Origin of the sequence: Pantoea sp. EA-12, from assembly GCF_030053355.1 — a bacterium.
Classification (GTDB): Bacteria; Pseudomonadota; Gammaproteobacteria; order Enterobacterales; family Enterobacteriaceae; genus Pantoea; species Pantoea vagans_C.
In genome coordinates this window covers 161,465-179,673 of sequence record NZ_JASGBY010000001.1, presented here as the reverse complement: position 1 = coordinate 179,673, position 18,209 = coordinate 161,465, and the positions used below count along the sequence as shown (strand labels likewise).

At 54.2% G+C, this 18,209-nt stretch carries 16 protein-coding genes; 6 read left to right on the top strand and 10 right to left on the bottom strand.

What is annotated here, in order from left to right; genetic code table 11:
- The first annotated feature begins 152 nt into the window (after positions 1-152).
- Positions 153-560 carry a type II toxin-antitoxin system RelE/ParE family toxin gene (locus QMZ30_RS00855; RefSeq protein WP_283225966.1) on the top strand — a complete coding sequence of 136 codons (408 nt, stop codon included), beginning with the start codon at positions 153-155 and terminating at the stop codon, positions 558-560.
- Complete coding sequence (locus tag QMZ30_RS00850) at positions 532-870, top strand: helix-turn-helix domain-containing protein (protein WP_283225965.1); 339 nt, start codon at positions 532-534, stop codon at positions 868-870. Before QMZ30_RS00855 ends, QMZ30_RS00850 begins: the two co-directional genes overlap by 29 nt.
- A gap of 32 nt (positions 871-902) precedes the next feature.
- On the opposite strand, the gene glgX is transcribed toward QMZ30_RS00850, so the two are convergent.
- The 9 genes from glgX to QMZ30_RS00805 form a co-directional block, all read right to left on the bottom strand.
- Entirely contained in the window at positions 903-2,978 is a 2,076-nt protein-coding gene (gene glgX / locus QMZ30_RS00845; RefSeq protein WP_283225964.1) for a glycogen debranching protein GlgX, read from the bottom strand.
- Positions 2,979-3,028: 50 nt separating this feature from the next.
- Positions 3,029-5,524: a malto-oligosyltrehalose synthase gene (gene treY / locus QMZ30_RS00840; protein WP_283225963.1), complete on the bottom strand. Its 2,496-nt coding sequence runs from the start codon at positions 5,522-5,524 to the stop codon at positions 3,029-3,031.
- Entirely contained in the window at positions 5,521-7,305 is a 1,785-nt protein-coding gene (gene treZ, locus QMZ30_RS00835; RefSeq protein WP_283225962.1) for a malto-oligosyltrehalose trehalohydrolase, read from the bottom strand. The genes treY and treZ overlap by 4 nt, the downstream gene beginning before the upstream one ends.
- A gap of 263 nt (positions 7,306-7,568) precedes the next feature.
- Positions 7,569-8,684, bottom strand: coding sequence for a M20 family metallopeptidase (locus tag QMZ30_RS00830; RefSeq protein ID WP_283226303.1), 1,116 nt, complete (start codon positions 8,682-8,684; stop codon positions 7,569-7,571).
- Positions 8,684-9,439 (bottom strand): glutamine amidotransferase, encoded by a 756-nt coding sequence (locus QMZ30_RS00825; protein WP_283225961.1) that lies wholly within the window; start codon positions 9,437-9,439, stop codon positions 8,684-8,686. The genes QMZ30_RS00830 and QMZ30_RS00825 overlap by 1 nt, the downstream gene beginning before the upstream one ends.
- A 13-nt stretch (positions 9,440-9,452) precedes the next feature.
- Positions 9,453-10,532, bottom strand: coding sequence for a phosphotriesterase family protein (locus QMZ30_RS00820; RefSeq protein WP_283225960.1), 1,080 nt, complete (start codon positions 10,530-10,532; stop codon positions 9,453-9,455).
- Between the two features lie 3 nt (positions 10,533-10,535).
- Positions 10,536-11,537: an ABC transporter permease gene (locus tag QMZ30_RS00815; protein WP_283225959.1), complete on the bottom strand. Its 1,002-nt coding sequence runs from the start codon at positions 11,535-11,537 to the stop codon at positions 10,536-10,538.
- An 18-nt stretch (positions 11,538-11,555) separates the two neighbouring features.
- Positions 11,556-12,302, bottom strand: a complete 747-nt coding sequence (locus QMZ30_RS00810; protein WP_283226302.1) for an ATP-binding cassette domain-containing protein — start codon at positions 12,300-12,302, stop codon at positions 11,556-11,558.
- Between the two features lie 360 nt (positions 12,303-12,662).
- Complete coding sequence (locus QMZ30_RS00805) at positions 12,663-13,700, bottom strand: LacI family DNA-binding transcriptional regulator (RefSeq protein ID WP_283225958.1); 1,038 nt, start codon at positions 13,698-13,700, stop codon at positions 12,663-12,665.
- A gap of 339 nt (positions 13,701-14,039) precedes the next feature.
- Here QMZ30_RS00805 and QMZ30_RS00800 point away from each other — a divergent pair, with 339 nt between their 5' ends.
- Entirely contained in the window at positions 14,040-14,990 is a 951-nt protein-coding gene (locus tag QMZ30_RS00800) for an ABC transporter substrate-binding protein (RefSeq protein WP_283225957.1), read from the top strand.
- 52 nt (positions 14,991-15,042) lie between these two features.
- On the opposite strand, the gene QMZ30_RS00795 is transcribed toward QMZ30_RS00800, so the two are convergent.
- Positions 15,043-15,909, bottom strand: a complete 867-nt coding sequence (locus tag QMZ30_RS00795; RefSeq protein ID WP_283225956.1) for a PfkB family carbohydrate kinase — start codon at positions 15,907-15,909, stop codon at positions 15,043-15,045.
- Between the two features lie 27 nt (positions 15,910-15,936).
- Between QMZ30_RS00795 and QMZ30_RS00790 the strand changes: the two genes are divergently transcribed.
- From QMZ30_RS00790 to QMZ30_RS00780, 3 genes are read left to right on the top strand one after another with little or no spacing between them, the layout of a single operon-like run.
- Positions 15,937-16,782, top strand: coding sequence for a BtpA/SgcQ family protein (locus QMZ30_RS00790; protein ID WP_283225955.1), 846 nt, complete (start codon positions 15,937-15,939; stop codon positions 16,780-16,782).
- Positions 16,782-17,438, top strand: coding sequence for a TenA family protein (locus QMZ30_RS00785; protein ID WP_283225954.1), 657 nt, complete (start codon positions 16,782-16,784; stop codon positions 17,436-17,438). The genes QMZ30_RS00790 and QMZ30_RS00785 overlap by 1 nt, the downstream gene beginning before the upstream one ends.
- On the top strand, positions 17,431-18,198 hold the full coding sequence (locus QMZ30_RS00780; RefSeq protein ID WP_283225953.1) for an ATP-binding cassette domain-containing protein: 768 nt from the start codon (positions 17,431-17,433) through the stop codon (positions 18,196-18,198). Before QMZ30_RS00785 ends, QMZ30_RS00780 begins: the two co-directional genes overlap by 8 nt.
- The last annotated feature ends 11 nt before the right edge of the window (positions 18,199-18,209 follow it).

Here is an 18,209-nt window from a genome sequence, read left to right as displayed (position 1 = left end):
ACTATGGATGCGTAACATTTTTAACCGTTTTGCTGGTTTTGTAGTGCCATTTTTATTGAGAGGTGCCTCGAGAAAGACGTTAATCTCTGTGTTGATACGATGCCGTAACAGTTACTATAATAATCATTACGGGTTTTCTCGGGAGCTAAGGAATGGCGATTTATGTTCACAAACGATTTGACCGCAGTTTTAAGAAAACAGGCCTCTATGACGATGACCTGTGCTGTGCGGCGGCAGAGGTTAAAAGGGGAGAGTTTGAAGCAGATCTGGGGGGTGGCGTCATCAAAAAACGTATAGCCCTCACGGCCGGAAAGCGTGGAGGAGCGCGTTCGGTCATTTTCTTCAAACGGGGCAACACTCTGTTTTTTTATGATGGCTGGTCCAAGTGTGAAATGAGCAATAAAAGCGCCAAAGAGATTCAGGATGATGTCCTGGCCACGTATAAAATTCTTGCCAAAGGTTATTTACAGGCCAGTGCAGCAGACCTGCTAAAGCTCGAGTTGAGTGGCACATTTAGAGAGGTGAATTGCGATGAAAACGACGCCAGTACCATTAAATGAAATGATCGAGGACGCCGAGGAGTTGCGCGCTTTAGGTTTACTCTCCGATGGGGACGTCGAACAGATTGCAACGCGTATTTCAGCCAGTGAATACCGTCAACGCGTTGCCGCTGTGCATGATATGTCTGGTCAGGAGATAAAACGCATGCGCAATCAGTATGGCCTGAGTCAAGCCTTACTGGCTTACACTTTAGGGATGAGTGTAGACAGCGTTTCTAAATGGGAGCGCGGTGAAATTAAGCCGAGTGGTCCTGCATTACGCATTCTCAATACCTTGGCGGCTAAAGGGCCGGAGGCATTTATTGTTTAAAAGGGAAGCTGTTACCAGCTTCCCTTTTCACTTCAAGGTCGTCTAAACAGCGCCATGCTGCGGCCTTCCAGCTCAAAGTCCTTCTCTTTGGTGATGACGAGGCCCTTTTGGGCGGTGTCGGAGGTGGTGAGTTCAAGTACCCAGCCGCCTTCACCAAATTGCGGAATGCGGAAGGGCACATTGCCTTCAAACGGATTAAACAGCATCAGCACATCATGCCAGATGCCTTCCTCTTCCTGTAAATCAGCCCGACCCAGGTAGACGCCCAGCGTCACGCCATCATCCCACTGATCAGCCTGTTGGAAACCTCCACCGGCGTTAAACCATTTAATGTCCATGCCATCGCGCCAGCTTTCACGCCTTAGCAGCGGCTGTTTGGCTCGCAGCGCCAGTAACTGACGGGTGAAGTCGCGCAGCGCATCAGCGGATTCCGGCAGATTTTCCCAGTGCAACCACGAGATCTCGCTGTCCTGACAATATCCGTTATTGTTGCCCATCTGGCTGCGGCCAAACTCATCACCCGCCAACAGCATAGGCGTACCGTGTGAGAACAGTAAGGTGGTGAGGAAATTACGTTTTTGCCGTTCACGTATGGTGTTGATGCCTTCGTTGTCTGTCGGGCCCTCTGCACCGTAGTTATAGGAGCTGTTATCGTTATGGCCATCGTTATTGTCTTCGCCGTTGGCCTCATTATGCTTCTCGTTGTACGAAACCAGATCGTTCAGCGTGAAGCCATCGTGAGCGGTGAGGAAGTTAATGCTGGCCCACGGGCGACGGCCACGTTGATCGTAGAGATCACCTGACCCCAGCAAGCGCGCGGCAAAATCGGTTGAGACATTATCGCCTTTCCAGTATTCCCGCACCGTATCACGGTATTTGTCGTTCCACTCCGCCCAACCCGGCGGGAAACCACCCACCTGATAACCGCCCGGACCGATGTCCCACGGCTCGCCAATCAGTTTCAATTTGGATAGCACCGGGTCTTGCGTCATGGCATCAAAGAAGCCGCCGCGCTGGTCGAATCCTTCGGGCTCACGGCCCAGGATGGTCCCGAGATCGAAACGGAAACCATCGACGTGCATCGACTCGGCCCAGTAGCGCAGCGAGTCCATCACCATTTGCAGCACACGAGGATGTGACGTGTTCACCGTATTGCCGGTGCCGGTATCATTGATGTAATAACGATGCTGATCCGGCAGCGTGCGGTAGTAAGAGAAATTATCGATACCTTTAAAGGATAACGTTGGGCCAAGTTCGTTACCTTCGGCTGTGTGGTTGTAAACCACATCGAGGATCACCTCAATACCTGCATCATGGAAGGCACGCACCATATCGCGGAAGCCCTGTATGCCGCGTGGGCCAAAATAGCGGGACGCAGGGGCAAAAAAGGCCAGCGAGTTATAGCCCCAGAAGTTCTTCAACCCTTTATCGAGCAGATGTTGATCGTCCGGAAAACCGTGTACCGGCAGCAATTCAACAGTGGTAACGCCAAGGCTCTTTATGTAGTCCACCGTGGCTTTGTTGCTCATCCCGTCATAGGTGCCGCGCATTTCAGGAGGCACCGCCGGATTCAGCTTGGTGAATCCTTTCACGTGTGCTTCGTAAATCACGGTTTGCGACCAGGGAATGATCGGGCGATTGCCGTCCTGCCAGTCAAACTCGTTGGGATCGATGACGCGACATTTGGGCGTGAATGGCGCACTGTCACGCTCGTCAAAGGTCAGGTCTTTGTCTTCATGATGCAGATCGTAGGCGAAGTGCGCATCGTTCCATTCGAGTTCACCGCGTAGCTCACGCGCATAGGGATCGAGCAGTAATTTATTCGGGTTAAAGCGGTGACCATTTTCCGGATCGTACGGCCCGTGTACGCGGTAACCATAAAGTGCACCCGCAGGTAAACCGGGAACATAGCCATGCCAGACTTCATGGGTATATTCCGGCAGATCGAAACGGGCAATCTCATGCTGCCCACTCTCATCGTACAGACACAATTCAACTCGCTCAGCGTGCGCCGAGAACAGGGCGAAGTTAACCCCCGCACCATCATAGTTCGCGCCCAGTTGCAGACCCGAACCGGCAGTGATTTCCAAAGGCTTACCGTTAGACATTGATTCCACTCCACCCAATGAACAGAAATGCAGATTGTTGTTAGGCACGCTTAGCTGGCGATCAGCACCAGCGGCGCTTGATACGGCACGTTTTCAAGAGAAAGTTGTTCGTTAAGCGACAGCATTTCGCCATTAAACAGATTTCGATACTGACGATGAGCCAGCGACTCAGGGAGCAACAGAGTGGACAGCGACCAACCTGAACCCTCCAGCATCAGGCGCGGCACCACCACCAGCAAAGCATGGCTGCTGTCCTGACGCGCGTAAGCAATCACATGTTCCGCGTTGGCACCGATGGCATACAGCGGCTGATAATCGCCAAAGCGGAACAGCTTCGGGATATCGCGTCGCAGCTGTAATAGAGCGGCAATGACCTGCTGCTTGAGCTTGCCGCTCAACCAATCACTCTGCTGGCTGAAATCAGGTTTACTCTGGGTATCCAATTGCTGCTGTAAGGTGGCAAAATCCGGTTCACGGCGGTTATCGGGATCAACCAGACTGAAATCCCAGGCTTCGCTACCTTGATAAATATCCGGTACGCCGGGAGCGGTAAGTTTGATCACTGTCTGAGTCAGACTGTTGATCATCCCGGTGGCGATCAATGGCTGAATGGATTGGCTGAAATCATGTAAAAACGCGGGATGAGCAGGAGACAACATATGACGTGCATAAGCCAATACCGCCTGCTCATAGTGCTCATTCGATTCGGCCCAGTCGGTGCGAAGTTTGCCCTCACGCAGCGCTTTTTCGACAAAGGGTAAAAAACGCGCCTCCAGTGCTGCCAGTCCCGTTGCATCTTGCGGTTGTAACGTCGCGGGCCAGGCACCCAATAGTGCCTGATACAGCATCCATTCAACGGCTGGCTCGGGTGCCGGGCCATCATGCAGTTGTACAACCTGCGACTGATTGAGTTCACGCCAGCGCGCCACGTTTTCTGCCCACGCTGCGGGGCATTCACTTAATGCATAAAGCCGTGCGCGGGCATCTTCGCCGCGCTTAGTATCGTGGGTTGAGGTGGTCGATAGGGCGTCTGGTTGCTGCTGTAACCGGGTTTGCATCTCATGGTGAAAATGTTGCAGTGAGAAGGCGTGCGGTAAGGGTTCTGCGCCCACTTCATTAATCGCCAGCAGCACGTGGTTGCGGAAAAACAGCGTGTCTTCGACCGATTTTGCCATTAACGGCCCGGTTAACTGTTGGAACCGCGCACGGAATTCCGCCGCATCTTGCTCACTGCGTTCGGACAGTGCGTCCAGCAAGATGGCCTGCACAAAGCTGAGTGCCACCGGCGACGCACTGAATTTCACTGCCTCCAGCACCTGCTGTAACAGTTCTTCGCCTGCCAACGGCATGCCCGAACGCCGCCCGTAGGTGCGATATACCGGGAAAGCGATCAGCATTTCACGCAGTGCGACATGCAATTCTGCTTCACCGAAATTACGTTGTTCTTCACTGGCGATGCGAGTGGCCAGCGCCAGCAGACGAGCAAATTCACCGGCAAAATTGCGGTCTACCATCAATTCGCGTGCCGCACGCAATCCCGCGCTGACGTTGTTCCTCTCTTCCGTGGCAACTTCGTAGGCAAGGTGCAGCGCATCGATCTGCGTATCGTCAATCAACGCATGGGACAGCGCGGCGATGAACTCATAGCCGGTGGTGCCGGAAATCGGCCACTCAGCGGGGATCAGTTCGCCTTCTGCCAGGATTTTCTCTACCGTTATATAGCAGTCTGGCCCGGCGGCCTCGCGCAGACGAGTTAAATATCCTTGCGGGTCGGCCAGCCCATCGATGTGATCGACGCGTAAACCGCTCACGGCACCGCTGTGCACCAGTTCCAGAATCAGCTGGTGTGATGCATCAAACACCGCTTCATCTTCTACGCGCATACCAACCAACCCGGTAATTTCAAAGAAACGACGATAGGAGAGGTCACGTCGCGCATCGCGCCAGTTGATCAACTGCCATGGCTGCTGCTGGTGTAACGCATCTAACGCGGCGTGGTCCGTGATGGCTAACACCTCATCGGCGCGACCCTGCCAGCTGGCGGGCGTAAGCGGATAAAAACTGTCGTAGTACGCCAGCGACGGATGCCCGGTTTCGGGATGGGGCTGTACACTTAACTCCCCGTTCTCTAGCACGGTAACAAAGTCATCGCCGAGGAACGGCAGCGTTAAGCGGCGTGACCAGTCAATATCGAAGTAGCGTGCGTAAGCGCTCTGTTCGCCATGCTCAATCACATCCCGCCACCAGGCGTTTTCCAGCGAGGCCGCCATATGATTCGGGACGATATCCAGAATTAACCCGAGACCGGCCTGCTGTAGTGCTGAGGACAAGCGATCAAATCCTGCACGACCGCCGATCGTCGGATCAATTTCATTGGCATCCGTGACGTTATAACCGTGCGTGGATTCGCCAGTAGCGGTAAAGACTGGCGAGGCATACAGATGGCTGATACCGAGTTGTTGCAGATACGGAATGAGTTCAATCGCACGATCAAAAGTCATGCCATTACGGAACTGAATGCGATAAGTGGCGGTAGGCACCATCATGCGGATTTTTCCTTTTTCAGGCGAACAACAATAGCGTGCTGGGGTAAAGATGCGCTTTCCTGTGGCCAGGCAAAGAGCGTGTCACCGGGCAAAGTCGGTAACCTGTGAGATTGTTTGCTGATATTGAACGCCATCGACAGCTCACCTTGTGGGAACTGCCAGCTCACCGCCACAAACCCTTTGGCGGTGGTTAACACCTTGCCGCTGTGCCCGCCAGCGGTAGCCAGCAGCGGTACAATGTGTTGTTGACGGAGCTGCAACAGCTGCTGGGTGAACGTCCACCAGGATTGACCTTCCACGCTCTGCAGTTTCTGCCAGTCGAGTTTGGATTGGATAAAGGTCTGTTCCGCGTTGGGATCGGGGACGTTGTCATCGTGTCCGGCATGGCCGGTGAATTCACGGGCGCGGCCTTCACGCACGGCTTTAGCCAGATCACCATGAAAATCGGTGAAAAACAGGAACGGATGGGTTTCGCCATATTCCTCGCCCATAAACAGCAAAGGGATGTGTGGGGACAGCAACAGCGCTGCGAGCAGCACTTTGGTGCGGTCAGACCCCGCCAGCGTAATCAACCTGTCGCCTTGCGCACGGTTGCCGACCTGATCGTGGTTCTGGATAAAATCCACGAAGGTGACCGGTGACTGTCCAGCACTGGGCACGCCACGTCTTTGGCCGCTTTGTGGCGAGATCTCACCCTGATAAGCGAAGCCTTCAGTCAGAATGCGTGCAATCAGTTTTTCCGGAACCTCGGCGAAATCCTGATAGTAAGCGTGGGTTTCGCCGGTAGCAAACACATGGATGGCATTGTGGAAGTCGTCATTCCATTCACCGGTAAACAGTGGAGCGTTACCCTGTTTATCACGCGGGTGCAGGAAGGTGACGTTACGACAATCTTCGGTGGTGAGGTGAATGGGCCGATCGGTGATATCGCGACGGATGCGCTCGGCTATCTCAACCAGCACATGTTTGCTGGAGGCATCTTCAATCTGGTCGATGGCATCAAACCGCAGACCATCAAGATGGTATTCCTGCAGCCAGTATAGCGGCGCTTCAGCAATATAACGGCGAGCCGCATCGACGTCGTAAGCGATTCCCGCACCCCAAGGCGTCATGCGCTCTTGATGGAAGAAGTCCGGTGCCAGCAGCGGCAAATAGTTGCCTTCAGGACCAAAATGGTTGAGCACGATATCGAGCACCACCGATAAGCCTTGCGCATGGGCGGCATCGATCAATGCTTTAAAATCATCAGGCGACCCATAGCTGGCGTGGGGCGCATAGAGCAACACACCGTCATAGCCCCAGCCGCGTGAGCCACCAAATTGCGATACCGGCAGTATCTCAATCATGGTGATACCCAATGCTTTTAAGCCCGGCAGTTTAGCGATCGCCGCCTGGAAGGTGCCTTCAGGGGTAAAGGTGCCAATATGCAGTTCATACACCACCGTCTCATGCCATTTATGGCCGTGCCAGTCCTGGTGCTGCCACGCATAATGGCGCGGATCGATCACCAGCGAGGGGCCGTTAACATCCGATTGTTGTGCGCGGGAAGCCGGGTCGGGCACCACGGTGCCATCGGCCAGCACGTAGTTGTATGCTGTGCCGTGCGGTGTATCGTGGCGTTGCAGTTCAAACCAGCCATCATGGGTGGCATTCATCGGATACTCGCCATCGACAAGGCGCAGGGTGATCTGTTGCTGACCAGGTGCCCACAGGCGGAACAGCACGCTGCCATCCGTCTGCATCTCCGCACCCCAGGATTTCTCAAATGATCTGAATTCCATTCAATTGCCTCGTTTAGCCCATGCAAGGGCGATGGACGACATCAAGCGGTTAGCGTTCCGTAGAAAGATCTATGGCTCAAATTGGGACGGCACGACGGGACTGAGAACAGATCATAGTCGATATTTTCGCCTTTTCTGGCGCTGCTCAGCGGGTTTAGGAAATTTTCGACGCGTCGCGCTTCGCTAATGAATGGGATAAAGGAAAGAAAAAACGCTGTTTTGATTCACAACCGGTATGGCGGCCTTCGGGCCGCCTTGGGTTATCACTCTTGGTAATCCTCAATCAACTGCGCATACAGTGCTTCCGCTTCCGCTAGGCGGCTCAGTAAACAATACTCATCCGTTTGGTGTGCCATGGTCGGTTCGCCGGGGCCAAGGATAATGCAAGGCGGGTTGCCCAGTGCGGGCAGCAGTAACGAAGCATCGGTAAAGTAGGGCACCACTTTGGCTTCAAGCGGCTGATCAAATAGCGGTTGGCAGTGTTGATAGACTGACTGAATCCATTGATTCGCCTCAGAACTCAACACGGCGGGTAAATCCACTAAGGTGGTCAGCGTAACCTCTTCGCCCAACAGCGCCGACAGCTGTTGCCGGATAGTGGCATGCTGCAGGTTGGGCGCACTGCGGATATCCACATCGAAGGCTGTACGATCCGGCACGGAGTTAATGTTTAAGCCTCCTTCAATGCGTCCTACATTTAGCGTGGGCTGCTTCATTAACGGATGTGGTGCGCCGGGCGAAAAGTGGCGGATTTTCCCCAGTGCATCCGCCGCCAGATAGATCGCGTTGATACCCAACTCTGGCATCGCGCCATGCGCGGTTTTACCCCGCGTTTCACAGCGTAACCATAATGCACCTTTGTGACCGATTACCGGGTAGTTAGCCGTCGGTTCACCGACGATCAATGCACCGACATCGGGTAGTTTACCTGCGGCAATCATCGCCTGAGCCCCGTCACAGCCGGTCTCTTCACCCCCCGTGATCATCAGCACCACGCCACGCCCGGCAGTAATCAGCGCATGATGTTGCACACAAGCCAGCGCAAAAGCGGCGATGGCGGCTTTCATATCACTGGCGCCCCGTCCATACAGGCGATCGCCCACAATATCACTACCAAAAGGGTCCTGTTGCCACGGCTGATTGCCGAGCGGAACGGTATCAAGGTGCCCGGTAAACGCCAGAGGTTTACCGGCAGCGCGGCCCGGTAATTGCGCTATCAGGTTGGTGCGCCCCTCACCAAAATGGCTGAGACTGACATCGAATCCGTGTGCCGCCAGCCAGGCAGCAAAAAACTGCATGCAATCCGTTTCATTACCTGGTGGGTTGATGGTGTTGAAGCCCAGCAGTTGCTGGGCCAGTTCAAGCGACTTTGGCCGAATCAAGTGCGCTCCGTTAGCCAGTCAAGGCAGTTAGTCCACAGTTGGCGATAACCCGGCCATTGAGAAAACTCTTCAGGTAGCCAGTGGGCCGACATATCACTGGTCCAGACCAGAGAGCGGCCGCGCTGATATTCACGCACTGCCAGCAGAGGGTGAGCCGTTCCCGCGACGGTCGCGAGGAGTGTTCCCTCAGGCTGCATTTCCACCTCGTTATAACCCAGCAGCCACGGCCAATCGCTGGGGATATCGGCCAGTACTTGGTGTGACATGGTCACCTCGGCGTAGCTGCCTTCGGGGGTTTCTATGCGATCATCCCAGGCGAGACAGCGCACCGGCAGGACTTTCTCCACCAGGGTATTACGATAGCGTGCACCGCCGTTAATGCCCTGGAAGCTGTAATAGCCACCAATCATCATCAGGGCGCCACCGCCAGCAACGTAATCATGAATTAATGCCAGGCGATTCTGTGTGCGGCGGCTCTTCAGCCAGGTATCGGGATGCAGGAGCAGCGTATTGGCGCCAATATCAGACAGGATGATCACATCCCACTGCTGCAGCGCTTCTAACGTCAACGGGAACTCCGTCGCTGCGGCATGAGCGGGCATATGGGTGACGGCATAATCGCTGTCTTTCAACGCCGCCATAAAATCGACGGCACCGCTGTGCCATGTCGCGGTGGCAAACTGATCAAAGCCTTTTACGTGAGTTGAGGTACTGGTCCAGGATTCACCGACCAGTAAAACTTTCTTCTGCATGACACGTCTCCGTTTATCCGCCAAATACCCGCTGCGGATTGGTAATCATCAAGGTTTCCAGTTGTTCGCCACTGACACCGAGGCGTTTCAGGCGCGGAACAAAATGTTTGAGGATGTAGCCATAACCATGGCCGCCGTAACGCGTCAGCATGGTTTTGAGGAAAACGTCCTGTGACATCAAAATCTGCTGGATGTAGCCATCATCGATCAGCTCGCAAATGGCGCGGGCATTCTCCTCATCGGAAGGGGATTGCGCATCTTCATCCGCGTAGTAGTAGCTCATGCCGATCATGTCGTACTCGAGGAACACGCCGCGATCGGCAAGCTCGCGCTGATAGGTTTTATCAGCAAAACTGGGGTTCATATGGCACAGCACGGTATGGCGCAGGTCAGCGCCTTCCTGCTGAAGAATATCGAGCACTTTATGGCCGAGGCGCTCCCAACCGGGCAAATGCACCTGAATCGGTACGCCCGTCGCAGCACTGGCGCGTCCGGCAGCACGCAGTGATTTCTCTTCATCCGGTGTGAAGCGGCTGGAGATACCAATTTCTCCGATCAATCCGGCGATCACTTCAGGCTTCTCGGCTGCACCTCCGAGGTCGTAAATCAGCTTGTCAGCCAGTTGCTCAACGCTGATGCTTTTTACCCATTCAGGATGCGAAGGCTCCAGATACAACCCGGTGCCCATCACGATATTTAAGCCGGTTAAACGCGCAATGCGCTGCAAACCTTTGGGATCGCGCCCGATGCCAATGTTCGTCGGGTCGACCACGGTTTCACCACCCAACGCGCGATATTTCATCAGCTCTTCAATCGCGGTATCGACATCAAACAGCTGGCAATTGTCGCGGCTCATCAGCGGGTTAAGCGATAACTCACCGAGGTTTTCCATTTTGACCGGCATCTCGGCCACATGACGTTCACTGCAACAGCAGGGCGGCACCCATTTGCCCGAGGCATCTAACAGGATGTGCTCATGCATTAACGTCACGCCCATCTCCGCCAACGGCAAAGGGCCGAGCACCGTCATCACATGGCCGCTGGAAATGCCTACTGGCAACGGGTCGGCATGGCGAAATATTGATCCTTTCATAAGCTATCCTTTTGCGGCCGAGCGGGTTGGATTGAGGATGCGGGTATTCAGCCAGATGGCGAGCAGAATGATGGTGCCGGTGGCGATCTGGGTATAAAACGGTGAGATGTGCGACAAAATCAGGCCGTTCTGGATAATGGCGATGGAGAGCGCACCCAGCAGCGTACCGATAATGGTGCCGAACCCGCCGAACAAACTGGTGCTGCCCAAAACCACAGCCGCAATCACCTGCAGTTCAAAACCTTCACCCTGGTTGGAAGAGCCGCTGCCGAGACGAGCAGTGATGATCATGCCAGCCAGCGCCGCGGCCATCCCGCTGATGATGTAAACCTTCATGGTCACGGCTTTGGTATTGATGCCGCTGCGACGTGCCCCTTCCGCATTAGCACCAATGGCGGTGACGTAACGACCAAAGCGCATATGGTTCAGCAGAATATGCCCGGCAACTAATACCACGATGCCAATCAGCGCAGGCATCGGGATGCCCAGCACCCAGGCGCGGCCCATAAAGGTAAACAGGCTGTCGGCAGGGACGGGAATCGAGTAGCCTTGGGTCACCAGTAAAGCAATGCCACGTACCACGGCCAGTGTCGCCAGCGTGACGATAAAGGCCGGAATGCCCTCGAAGGCGATAAAGAAACCGTTGATGGCGCCGACCAAGCCACCCAGTATTAATCCACCGATGAGTACTACCGGCCAAGGCAAGCCCCAGTTATTGAGTGCAATCGCCGAAAGTGCACCCACCAACGCCAGCGTGGATCCCACTGACAAATCAATACCGCCGGTGGTGATCACCAGCGTCATCGCAGTGGCCACAATCAGCAACGGTGCGCTCTGGCGAATGATATTCAGCCAGTTTGTGCTGGTGAGAAAGTTACTGGTGATCAGTGAAAACACCACGCAACAGAAGATAAAGAACAGCGCAATGCTGACCACACCGGAGTGGTTGTGTAACAAGCGGCGTGGCAGCGAGTGCTGGATCATGCGTGAACTGCCTAAATTCATGATGCTCATCCTGTTACCTCAATGTGCTGCCGCTGATTGCGCGGTAAATTTCTCACCTACGATCAGGTTCACGATGTCGCTCAGACTGGTATCGGCCACGCGGCGGTCTGCCACATTTGTGCCCTCATACATCACCATAATGCGGTCGCATACCAGGAAGAGATCTTGCAGACGATGGGTAATCAGAATCACACTGACGCCACGCGCCGAGACACGCCGAATCAGCTCCAGCACCGCTTCCACTTCGGCGACAGCCAGCGCAGCCGTTGGCTCATCCATAATCAACACTTTCGGATCGAAGGCCGCAGCACGGGCAATGGCGATCGCCTGGCGCTGGCCGCCGGATAGGTTGCGCACCAGCAAGCGGGTATCCGGGATGGAAATGCCCAGACCTTTCAACATCTCGCGCGCTTCGGCGTGCATTTTGGCCTGATCGAGAAAGGGGATGCCGAGCACGCTTTTCATCGGCTCACGGCCCATGAACAAATTGCCCGCGACATCGACGGTGTCGCACAAGGACAAATCCTGATAGACCATTTCGATGTGGCAGCGGCGTGAATCGGCGGGGTTGCTGAACTGCTGCTGTTCCCCGTCGATGCGAATGGTGCCGCTGGTGGGGACGACCGCGCCAGAAAGCACCTTGGTGAGCGTCGATTTTCCGGCACCGTTATCGCCGACTAAACCGAGCACTTCCCCTGGCGCGAGCTGTAAATTGACACCGCGCAGAGAGCGAATCGAACCGTAAGTTTTGGTGATGTTAATCATCTCAACCCGGGCTGGAAGAGCTTGTAATTGCTGCATTGGACAACTCCCATCAACGCTTGTGGGAAATGTTTATCCTGTCAGGAAAAAGGACTTATCCGGCACGGTTTACAATCTAGTAAACCGGTTTACCTACCGGATAAGACTTTTGTCTAAACCAACAGGACAAACGCTACAATGATATTTACTCGCCAGGTACGACATTGCAGCATCCATGCCAGCCTGCATCGCAGGCACTGCACTTTCGGCTAACTTGTTGTAAAGCATCACTTGTTAGGTAATTTTCTAGTAAACCGGTTTACTCACTATAACGTGATTAAAAATTTCAGCTCACTTTTTGCGCCATTGTTGTGCGCTTTTGCATCATTTTGGGACGTTGTTAACAAATCCAATTGAATCTCGCCCAATCCATTCCACCGGCAAACGAGTCTCCATCGGAACATCCGTTTCGTCATTCAGCAGGCGCAGCATAATGTTAACGGCAGTGTGGCCCAGTTGGCGCGCGGGCTGGCGGATAGTGGAGATGCGGGGGTGCGTGAGGTCGGTGTAATTGGCGTCATCGAAACCCACGAGGGAAAGGGCGGCGGGCGCTTGTAAGCCGCTGGCGCGTAACCCGTCGAGCAATCCCAGAACCAGATAATCACTGGCGGCGAACACGGCAGTCGGGCGCTGGGTACAGCTGAACAGGTGATTTAGCGCTTGCTGGCCGAACTCCCGCGCATAGTTGCCATACATCACCCACTCTGGCGGAACGGTTAAGCCCGCCTGCTGCATCGCCGAACAAAAACCCTGATAGCGTTCACGGACGCTCATCAGCTGCTCTGGCCCACCAATAAACGCGATCCTGGTGTGCCCGGCAGCAATCAACTGTTCGGTGGCAATACGTCCACCTTGCACATTGTCGGCAAACACTTTGGGTACCTGGCTACCGGGGATATCCTCATCCAGTAACACCACATGATTGTGACGCTGAATTTCATCGCGCAGTACACCATTGTCCGGCCGGTTGGTGGTGAACAGTAAGCCATCGACCTGGCGTGTATCCAGCCAGCGGATGAATTGCGCCTCCTTGTCCGGATTGTTCCGCGTGATGCACAACACCAGGCTATAGCCGCGTGCCGAGGCGGCCTCCTCGGCGGCGTCAGCCAGCTCCGCGAAAAAGGGGTTGGTAATATCCGGCAGCACCAGACCCAGGGTTTCGCTGCCGCCTTTACTCAACCGCCGCGCCAGACTATTCCCGCGATAATCGAGGGTGCGGATGGCGGTTTCGATGCGGTCAATGGTCTCCTGAGGCAGCACGATGCTGTGATTCATATAGCGAGAAACCGTGGCTTTTGACAGGCCCGCCAGCTTCGCGACGTCAGACAACAACACGCGTTTTATACTCATTGATTTCGCCATCTTTGCTCAGAGTGTTTATCTGTAACACAGTTAAGCGTAACTGATACAGCGCTTTCCTTTTGCAATGATGGATAAATAAACACTTGACAAAAAAATCCACTGAGCGAATTGTATAAACCGTTTACCGCAGTACCGGGAATAGCTTCCCAACCCGATTCAATGTATTTCAACCCGCACTCCCAACGGATGGGATGCCGAAAACGTTGAACACGGTGGCCTCAAAAACACGGTATGAAATCCGTGTTCATGACTTTTTATCGATATTTGCCTGCCAACATAAACTCTCAGCCTAAAACGCTGGGAAGCGCTGATTATTATTTATTCCCGACGAGGAACTCAATGATGTCATCTTTCACCGGAAAACTGCGTTCAATGGTTTTGGCAAGTGCATTACTTTCTGCTGGATCTTTTTTTGCATTGGCTCAGGCAGCGCCGACTTATGCATTAGTTCAAATTAATCAGCAAGCGCTATTTTTTAATCTTATGAATCAAGGGGCGCAGGATGCGGCGAAAGCCAGCGGTAAAGATTTGGTGATTTATAACGCCAACGATAATCCGGTAGCGCAAAATGATGCGATTGAAAACTATATTCAACAGGGTGTGAAGGGAATATTGGTTGATGCCATTGATGTGAATGGGATTATGCCCGCCATTAAAGAAGCTGCCGCCGCTAAGATTCCGGTGATTGCCATTGATGCGGTATTACCTGCTGGTCCGCAAGCGTCTCAGGTTGGGGTAGATAATCTGGAAGGCGGTAAAATTCTGGGTAAATACTTTGTCGATTACGTCGCGAAAGAAATGGGCGGCAAAGCGCGCCTGGGCATTGTCGGGGCGTTGAATTCCGCGATCCAAAACCAGCGCCAGAAAGGTTTTGAAGAGACGATTAAGAGCAACAGCAAGATTACCGTTGCCGATGTGGTCGATGGGCAAAACATCCAGGACAACGCGATGACAGCGGCGGAAAACCTGATTACCGGTAACCCGGATCTGACGGCGATTTACGCCACTGGTGAACCGGCGTTACTGGGTGCCATTGCCGCCGTGGAAAACCAAGGGCGTCAAAAAGACATCAAAGTGTTCGGCTGGGATTTAACTGCGAAAGCCATCACTGGCATTGACGGCGGATACGTCTCGGCCGTGTTGCAGCAAGATCCGAAAAAGATGGGTGAAGAAGCATTGAAAGCACTTAACGCCATTACGGAAGGGAAGTCCGTTAGTAAAACCATTTTGGTGCCTGCAACGGTGGTGACCAAAGCTAACGTCGATACCTATCGTCCCTTGTTTAAGTAAGGCACAAGCGGGGCGCGCCTTGGTGCGCCCACGGGCGGCCCTAAGGCCGCCACTACAGACGAATGGCCAGCAGTTCGGTCAACTCGTCCGGGGTTGGAAAGGCATTCAGGGTGCCGGTGCGGCTTACGGTTATCGCCGCCGCCGCGCTGGCATGATGCAACGCCAGCGCATCGGGTTCACCGCCGCGTAACAGGGCGGATGCGAGCAACACCGCCAGGAAGGTGTCGCCCGCACCGGTGCTGTCAACGGCCTGCACCGGAGTCGCAGCACAGAACAGATGTTGGCCAGGCTGGAAAAGTTCAGCACCCGCCGAACCTTGTGTCACCACCAGCGTTTTGACGCCGCTGGGTTGCAACAGTTTCGCTTCATGTTGATTGACCACGGCAACATCAACCAGTGGCCATAAATCGGCAAAATCGGGATTGACGGGGGACGGGTTAAATACGGTGATGAGTCCGTGAGCTTTCGCCCAGCTAAAAAGCGCACGGGTTTTCTCGACGGAGAAATTTCCCTGTTGCAGCAAGATATCGCCTGGGCTGGCGTCGGATAAATGAGACAGCACGACCTCCAGCGCCAGTGCCTCGGCGGCGGCCTGGGTGGTAATAATGGCATTATCGCCATCACTGCTATTAAAGATAATTGAGGTATCACTGTGATCAGCTAACGCGTTTTCAGGAACCAACGGTAAATTTTCACACTGCAGACGATCGCGAATCCACTGTCCGTGAATATCATGACCTGTGGCAGCAATTAATCGCGTGTCAATACCGCAGCGGGAAATAATGATCGCCTGATTGGCCCCTTTTCCGCCAATGTCCTGGGATTTCTTTATTCCGTGAATTGACGCGCCTTTTTGGGGTAATTCATCAATCGACCAAGTTTCATCAACAACAATATTGCCTGCAACATATACACGCATAGGTTTCTCGTTAATAAGGTGAGTGAGATGGCTTCTATATCAGCAGAAAAAAGTAACGCGATACAAGATATTTTTTCACGTAAAAAGGCAGTGATTGGTGTTATTCACTGCGATGCATTTCCTGGTTCGCCAAAATATCGAGGTAAATCAATTTCAGATATTATTGATCGTGCCTTGCGTGATGCGGATAATTATCTCTCTGGCGGTGTTCATGGGTTAATTGTTGAGAATCATGGCGATATTCCCTTTGCCAAACCTGAAGACATCGGCCCAGAAACCGCGGCGTTTATGGCGGTGATTACCGAGAAAATCCGTGAACGTTTCGGCGCACCGCTGGGTATTAACGTGTTGGCCAATGCCGCTATTCCGGCTATTGCCACTGCCCTGGCCGGAGGCGCGGATTTTGTGCGCGTCAATCAGTGGGCAAATGCCTACATCGCCAACGAAGGTTTTATCGAAGGTGCAGCGGCGAAAGCCCTGCGTTATCGCAATCAATTACGTGCCGACCACATTCGGGTATTTGCTGATAGTCATGTCAAACACGGCAGCCATGCCATTGTGGCAGACCGATCCATCCAGGAACTGACCCGCGATGTCGATTTCTTCGAAGCGGATGCGGTGATTGCCACCGGACAGCGCACCGGCGATAGCGCCACATTGAGTGAAATCGACGAAATCCGTGCGGCGACCGAATTGCCGCTGCTGGTGGGTTCGGGGGTGACACCGGCCAACGTCTGCCAGATTTTAGGCCGCACCCAAGGGGTAATCGTGGCCAGCACCATGAAGGTTGATGGCGTGTGGTGGAACGAGGTTGAGCTGGCGCGCGTGAAGCACTTCATGTCAGTGGCGCAGGCCGCGCTGGAGGAGGTGTGATGAGCCGTTTCACCGACCAATTGCTGGCTGAGCATCAAGACGTCTGGCAAGGCATGCAGCAGCATCGCTTTGTGCTGGACATTGAGCGTGACCAATTGCCGGACAGCGTGTTTAACCGTTATCTGGTGTTCGAGGGCAATTTTGTGGCCACGGCGATTGCCATTTTTGCGCTCGGCGTCAGCAAAGCGCCGGACATTCGCCAGCAACGCTGGCTGATTGGCGTGCTCAATGCGCTGGTGGATACGCAGATTGCCTGGTTTGAAGCCGTACTCGCCAATCGTGCCATTAACCTTGACGACTATCCCGATGATCTGCCCGGCGTTAACCGTTTTCGTGACGGCATGTTGCGTGTGGCGCAGAAGGGCAGTTATGCCGAGATTATCACCCTGATGTTTGGTGCCGAGTGGATGTATTACCACTGGTGCAAGCGTGTCAGCGCAAAAACACAGCAGGACAAGGATGTGCGCCGCTGGGTGGAGATGCATGCGGAAGAGGAGTTTCATCAACAGGCGTTGTGGCTCAAAGCGGAACTGGATCAGTGTGCGCTTACACTGAGCGCGGAAGACAAACAGCGTCTGTCAGATCTCTACGGCACCGTGCTGCAATGGGAAATTGACTTTCACACCGCTGCCTACCTGGAGAGTGGGGATGACTAGCTGTTTCATTGAAGCGCGCAACATCTGCAAACGCTTTGGCGCCTTAACCGCGCTGAGCCAGGTCAATTTGTCCATTTATCGTGGAGAAGTGCTGGCCCTGCTGGGGGATAACGGCGCGGGGAAATCCACCTTCACCAAAGTGTTGTCAGGCGCGTACAGCGCGAGTGATGGCGAACTGTGGATCGAGGGCAAAGCGGTGAAATTCACTTCACCTCGTCAGGCGGCTGAACACGGGATTGCCACCATCTATCAGGAACTCGCGCTGGCGGAAAACCTGAGTATTGCTGAAAACGTGTTTTTGGGTCGCGAACTGAAACGCCGCGTGCTGGGCATTCCTTTCCTGAAACGCCGTGCCATGCGTGAACGGGTCGATCAGTTGTTGAAAGAGCTGGATGCGCATATCTCGGATGCGGAAGCCGCCGTCGGCAGTCTCTCTGGCGGCCAGCGTCAGGCGGTGGCGATCTGTCGGGCTCTCAATCTCAATGCGCAGTTGGTGATCATGGATGAACCCACTGCAGCGCTGGCGGTGGCGGAAACCCAGAAAGTGTTACAGCTCACACGCCGCCTTGCCGAACGCGGCTGCGCGGTGGTGCTGATCAGCCACAACATCAGCGATGTGTTTGCAGTGGCCGACCGCATGGTGGTGTTCCGCCGGGGACGCAAAATTGCCGAACGCCGCCATGCCGACACCACGCCAGACGAAATCGTCTCTTTAATCACCGGCGCGCATCCCGATGCGCGCGTCTTCGAAAACACCTAACTACCAGGGAA

Coding starts and splice junctions, on each gene's coding strand:
- QMZ30_RS00800 (WP_283225957.1), top strand. CDS start 14,040: ATGATGTCATCTTTCACCGGAAAACTGCGTTCAATGGTTTTGGCAAGT.
- glgX (WP_283225964.1), bottom strand. CDS start 2,978: ATGTCTAACGGTAAGCCTTTGGAAATCACTGCCGGTTCGGGTCTGCAA.
- QMZ30_RS00825 (WP_283225961.1), bottom strand. CDS start 9,439: ATGCAGAAGAAAGTTTTACTGGTCGGTGAATCCTGGACCAGTACCTCA.
- QMZ30_RS00810 (WP_283226302.1), bottom strand. CDS start 12,302: ATGATTAACATCACCAAAACTTACGGTTCGATTCGCTCTCTGCGCGGT.
- QMZ30_RS00855 (WP_283225966.1), top strand. CDS start 153: ATGGCGATTTATGTTCACAAACGATTTGACCGCAGTTTTAAGAAAACA.
- QMZ30_RS00785 (WP_283225954.1), top strand. CDS start 16,782: ATGAGCCGTTTCACCGACCAATTGCTGGCTGAGCATCAAGACGTCTGG.
- QMZ30_RS00780 (WP_283225953.1), top strand. CDS start 17,431: ATGACTAGCTGTTTCATTGAAGCGCGCAACATCTGCAAACGCTTTGGC.
- QMZ30_RS00795 (WP_283225956.1), bottom strand. CDS start 15,909: ATGCGTGTATATGTTGCAGGCAATATTGTTGTTGATGAAACTTGGTCG.
- QMZ30_RS00790 (WP_283225955.1), top strand. CDS start 15,937: ATGGCTTCTATATCAGCAGAAAAAAGTAACGCGATACAAGATATTTTT.
- treZ (WP_283225962.1), bottom strand. CDS start 7,305: ATGGAATTCAGATCATTTGAGAAATCCTGGGGTGCGGAGATGCAGACG.
- QMZ30_RS00815 (WP_283225959.1), bottom strand. CDS start 11,537: ATGAATTTAGGCAGTTCACGCATGATCCAGCACTCGCTGCCACGCCGC.
- QMZ30_RS00805 (WP_283225958.1), bottom strand. CDS start 13,700: ATGGCGAAATCAATGAGTATAAAACGCGTGTTGTTGTCTGACGTCGCG.
- QMZ30_RS00820 (WP_283225960.1), bottom strand. CDS start 10,532: ATGAAAGGATCAATATTTCGCCATGCCGACCCGTTGCCAGTAGGCATT.
- QMZ30_RS00850 (WP_283225965.1), top strand. CDS start 532: ATGAAAACGACGCCAGTACCATTAAATGAAATGATCGAGGACGCCGAG.
- treY (WP_283225963.1), bottom strand. CDS start 5,524: ATGATGGTGCCTACCGCCACTTATCGCATTCAGTTCCGTAATGGCATG.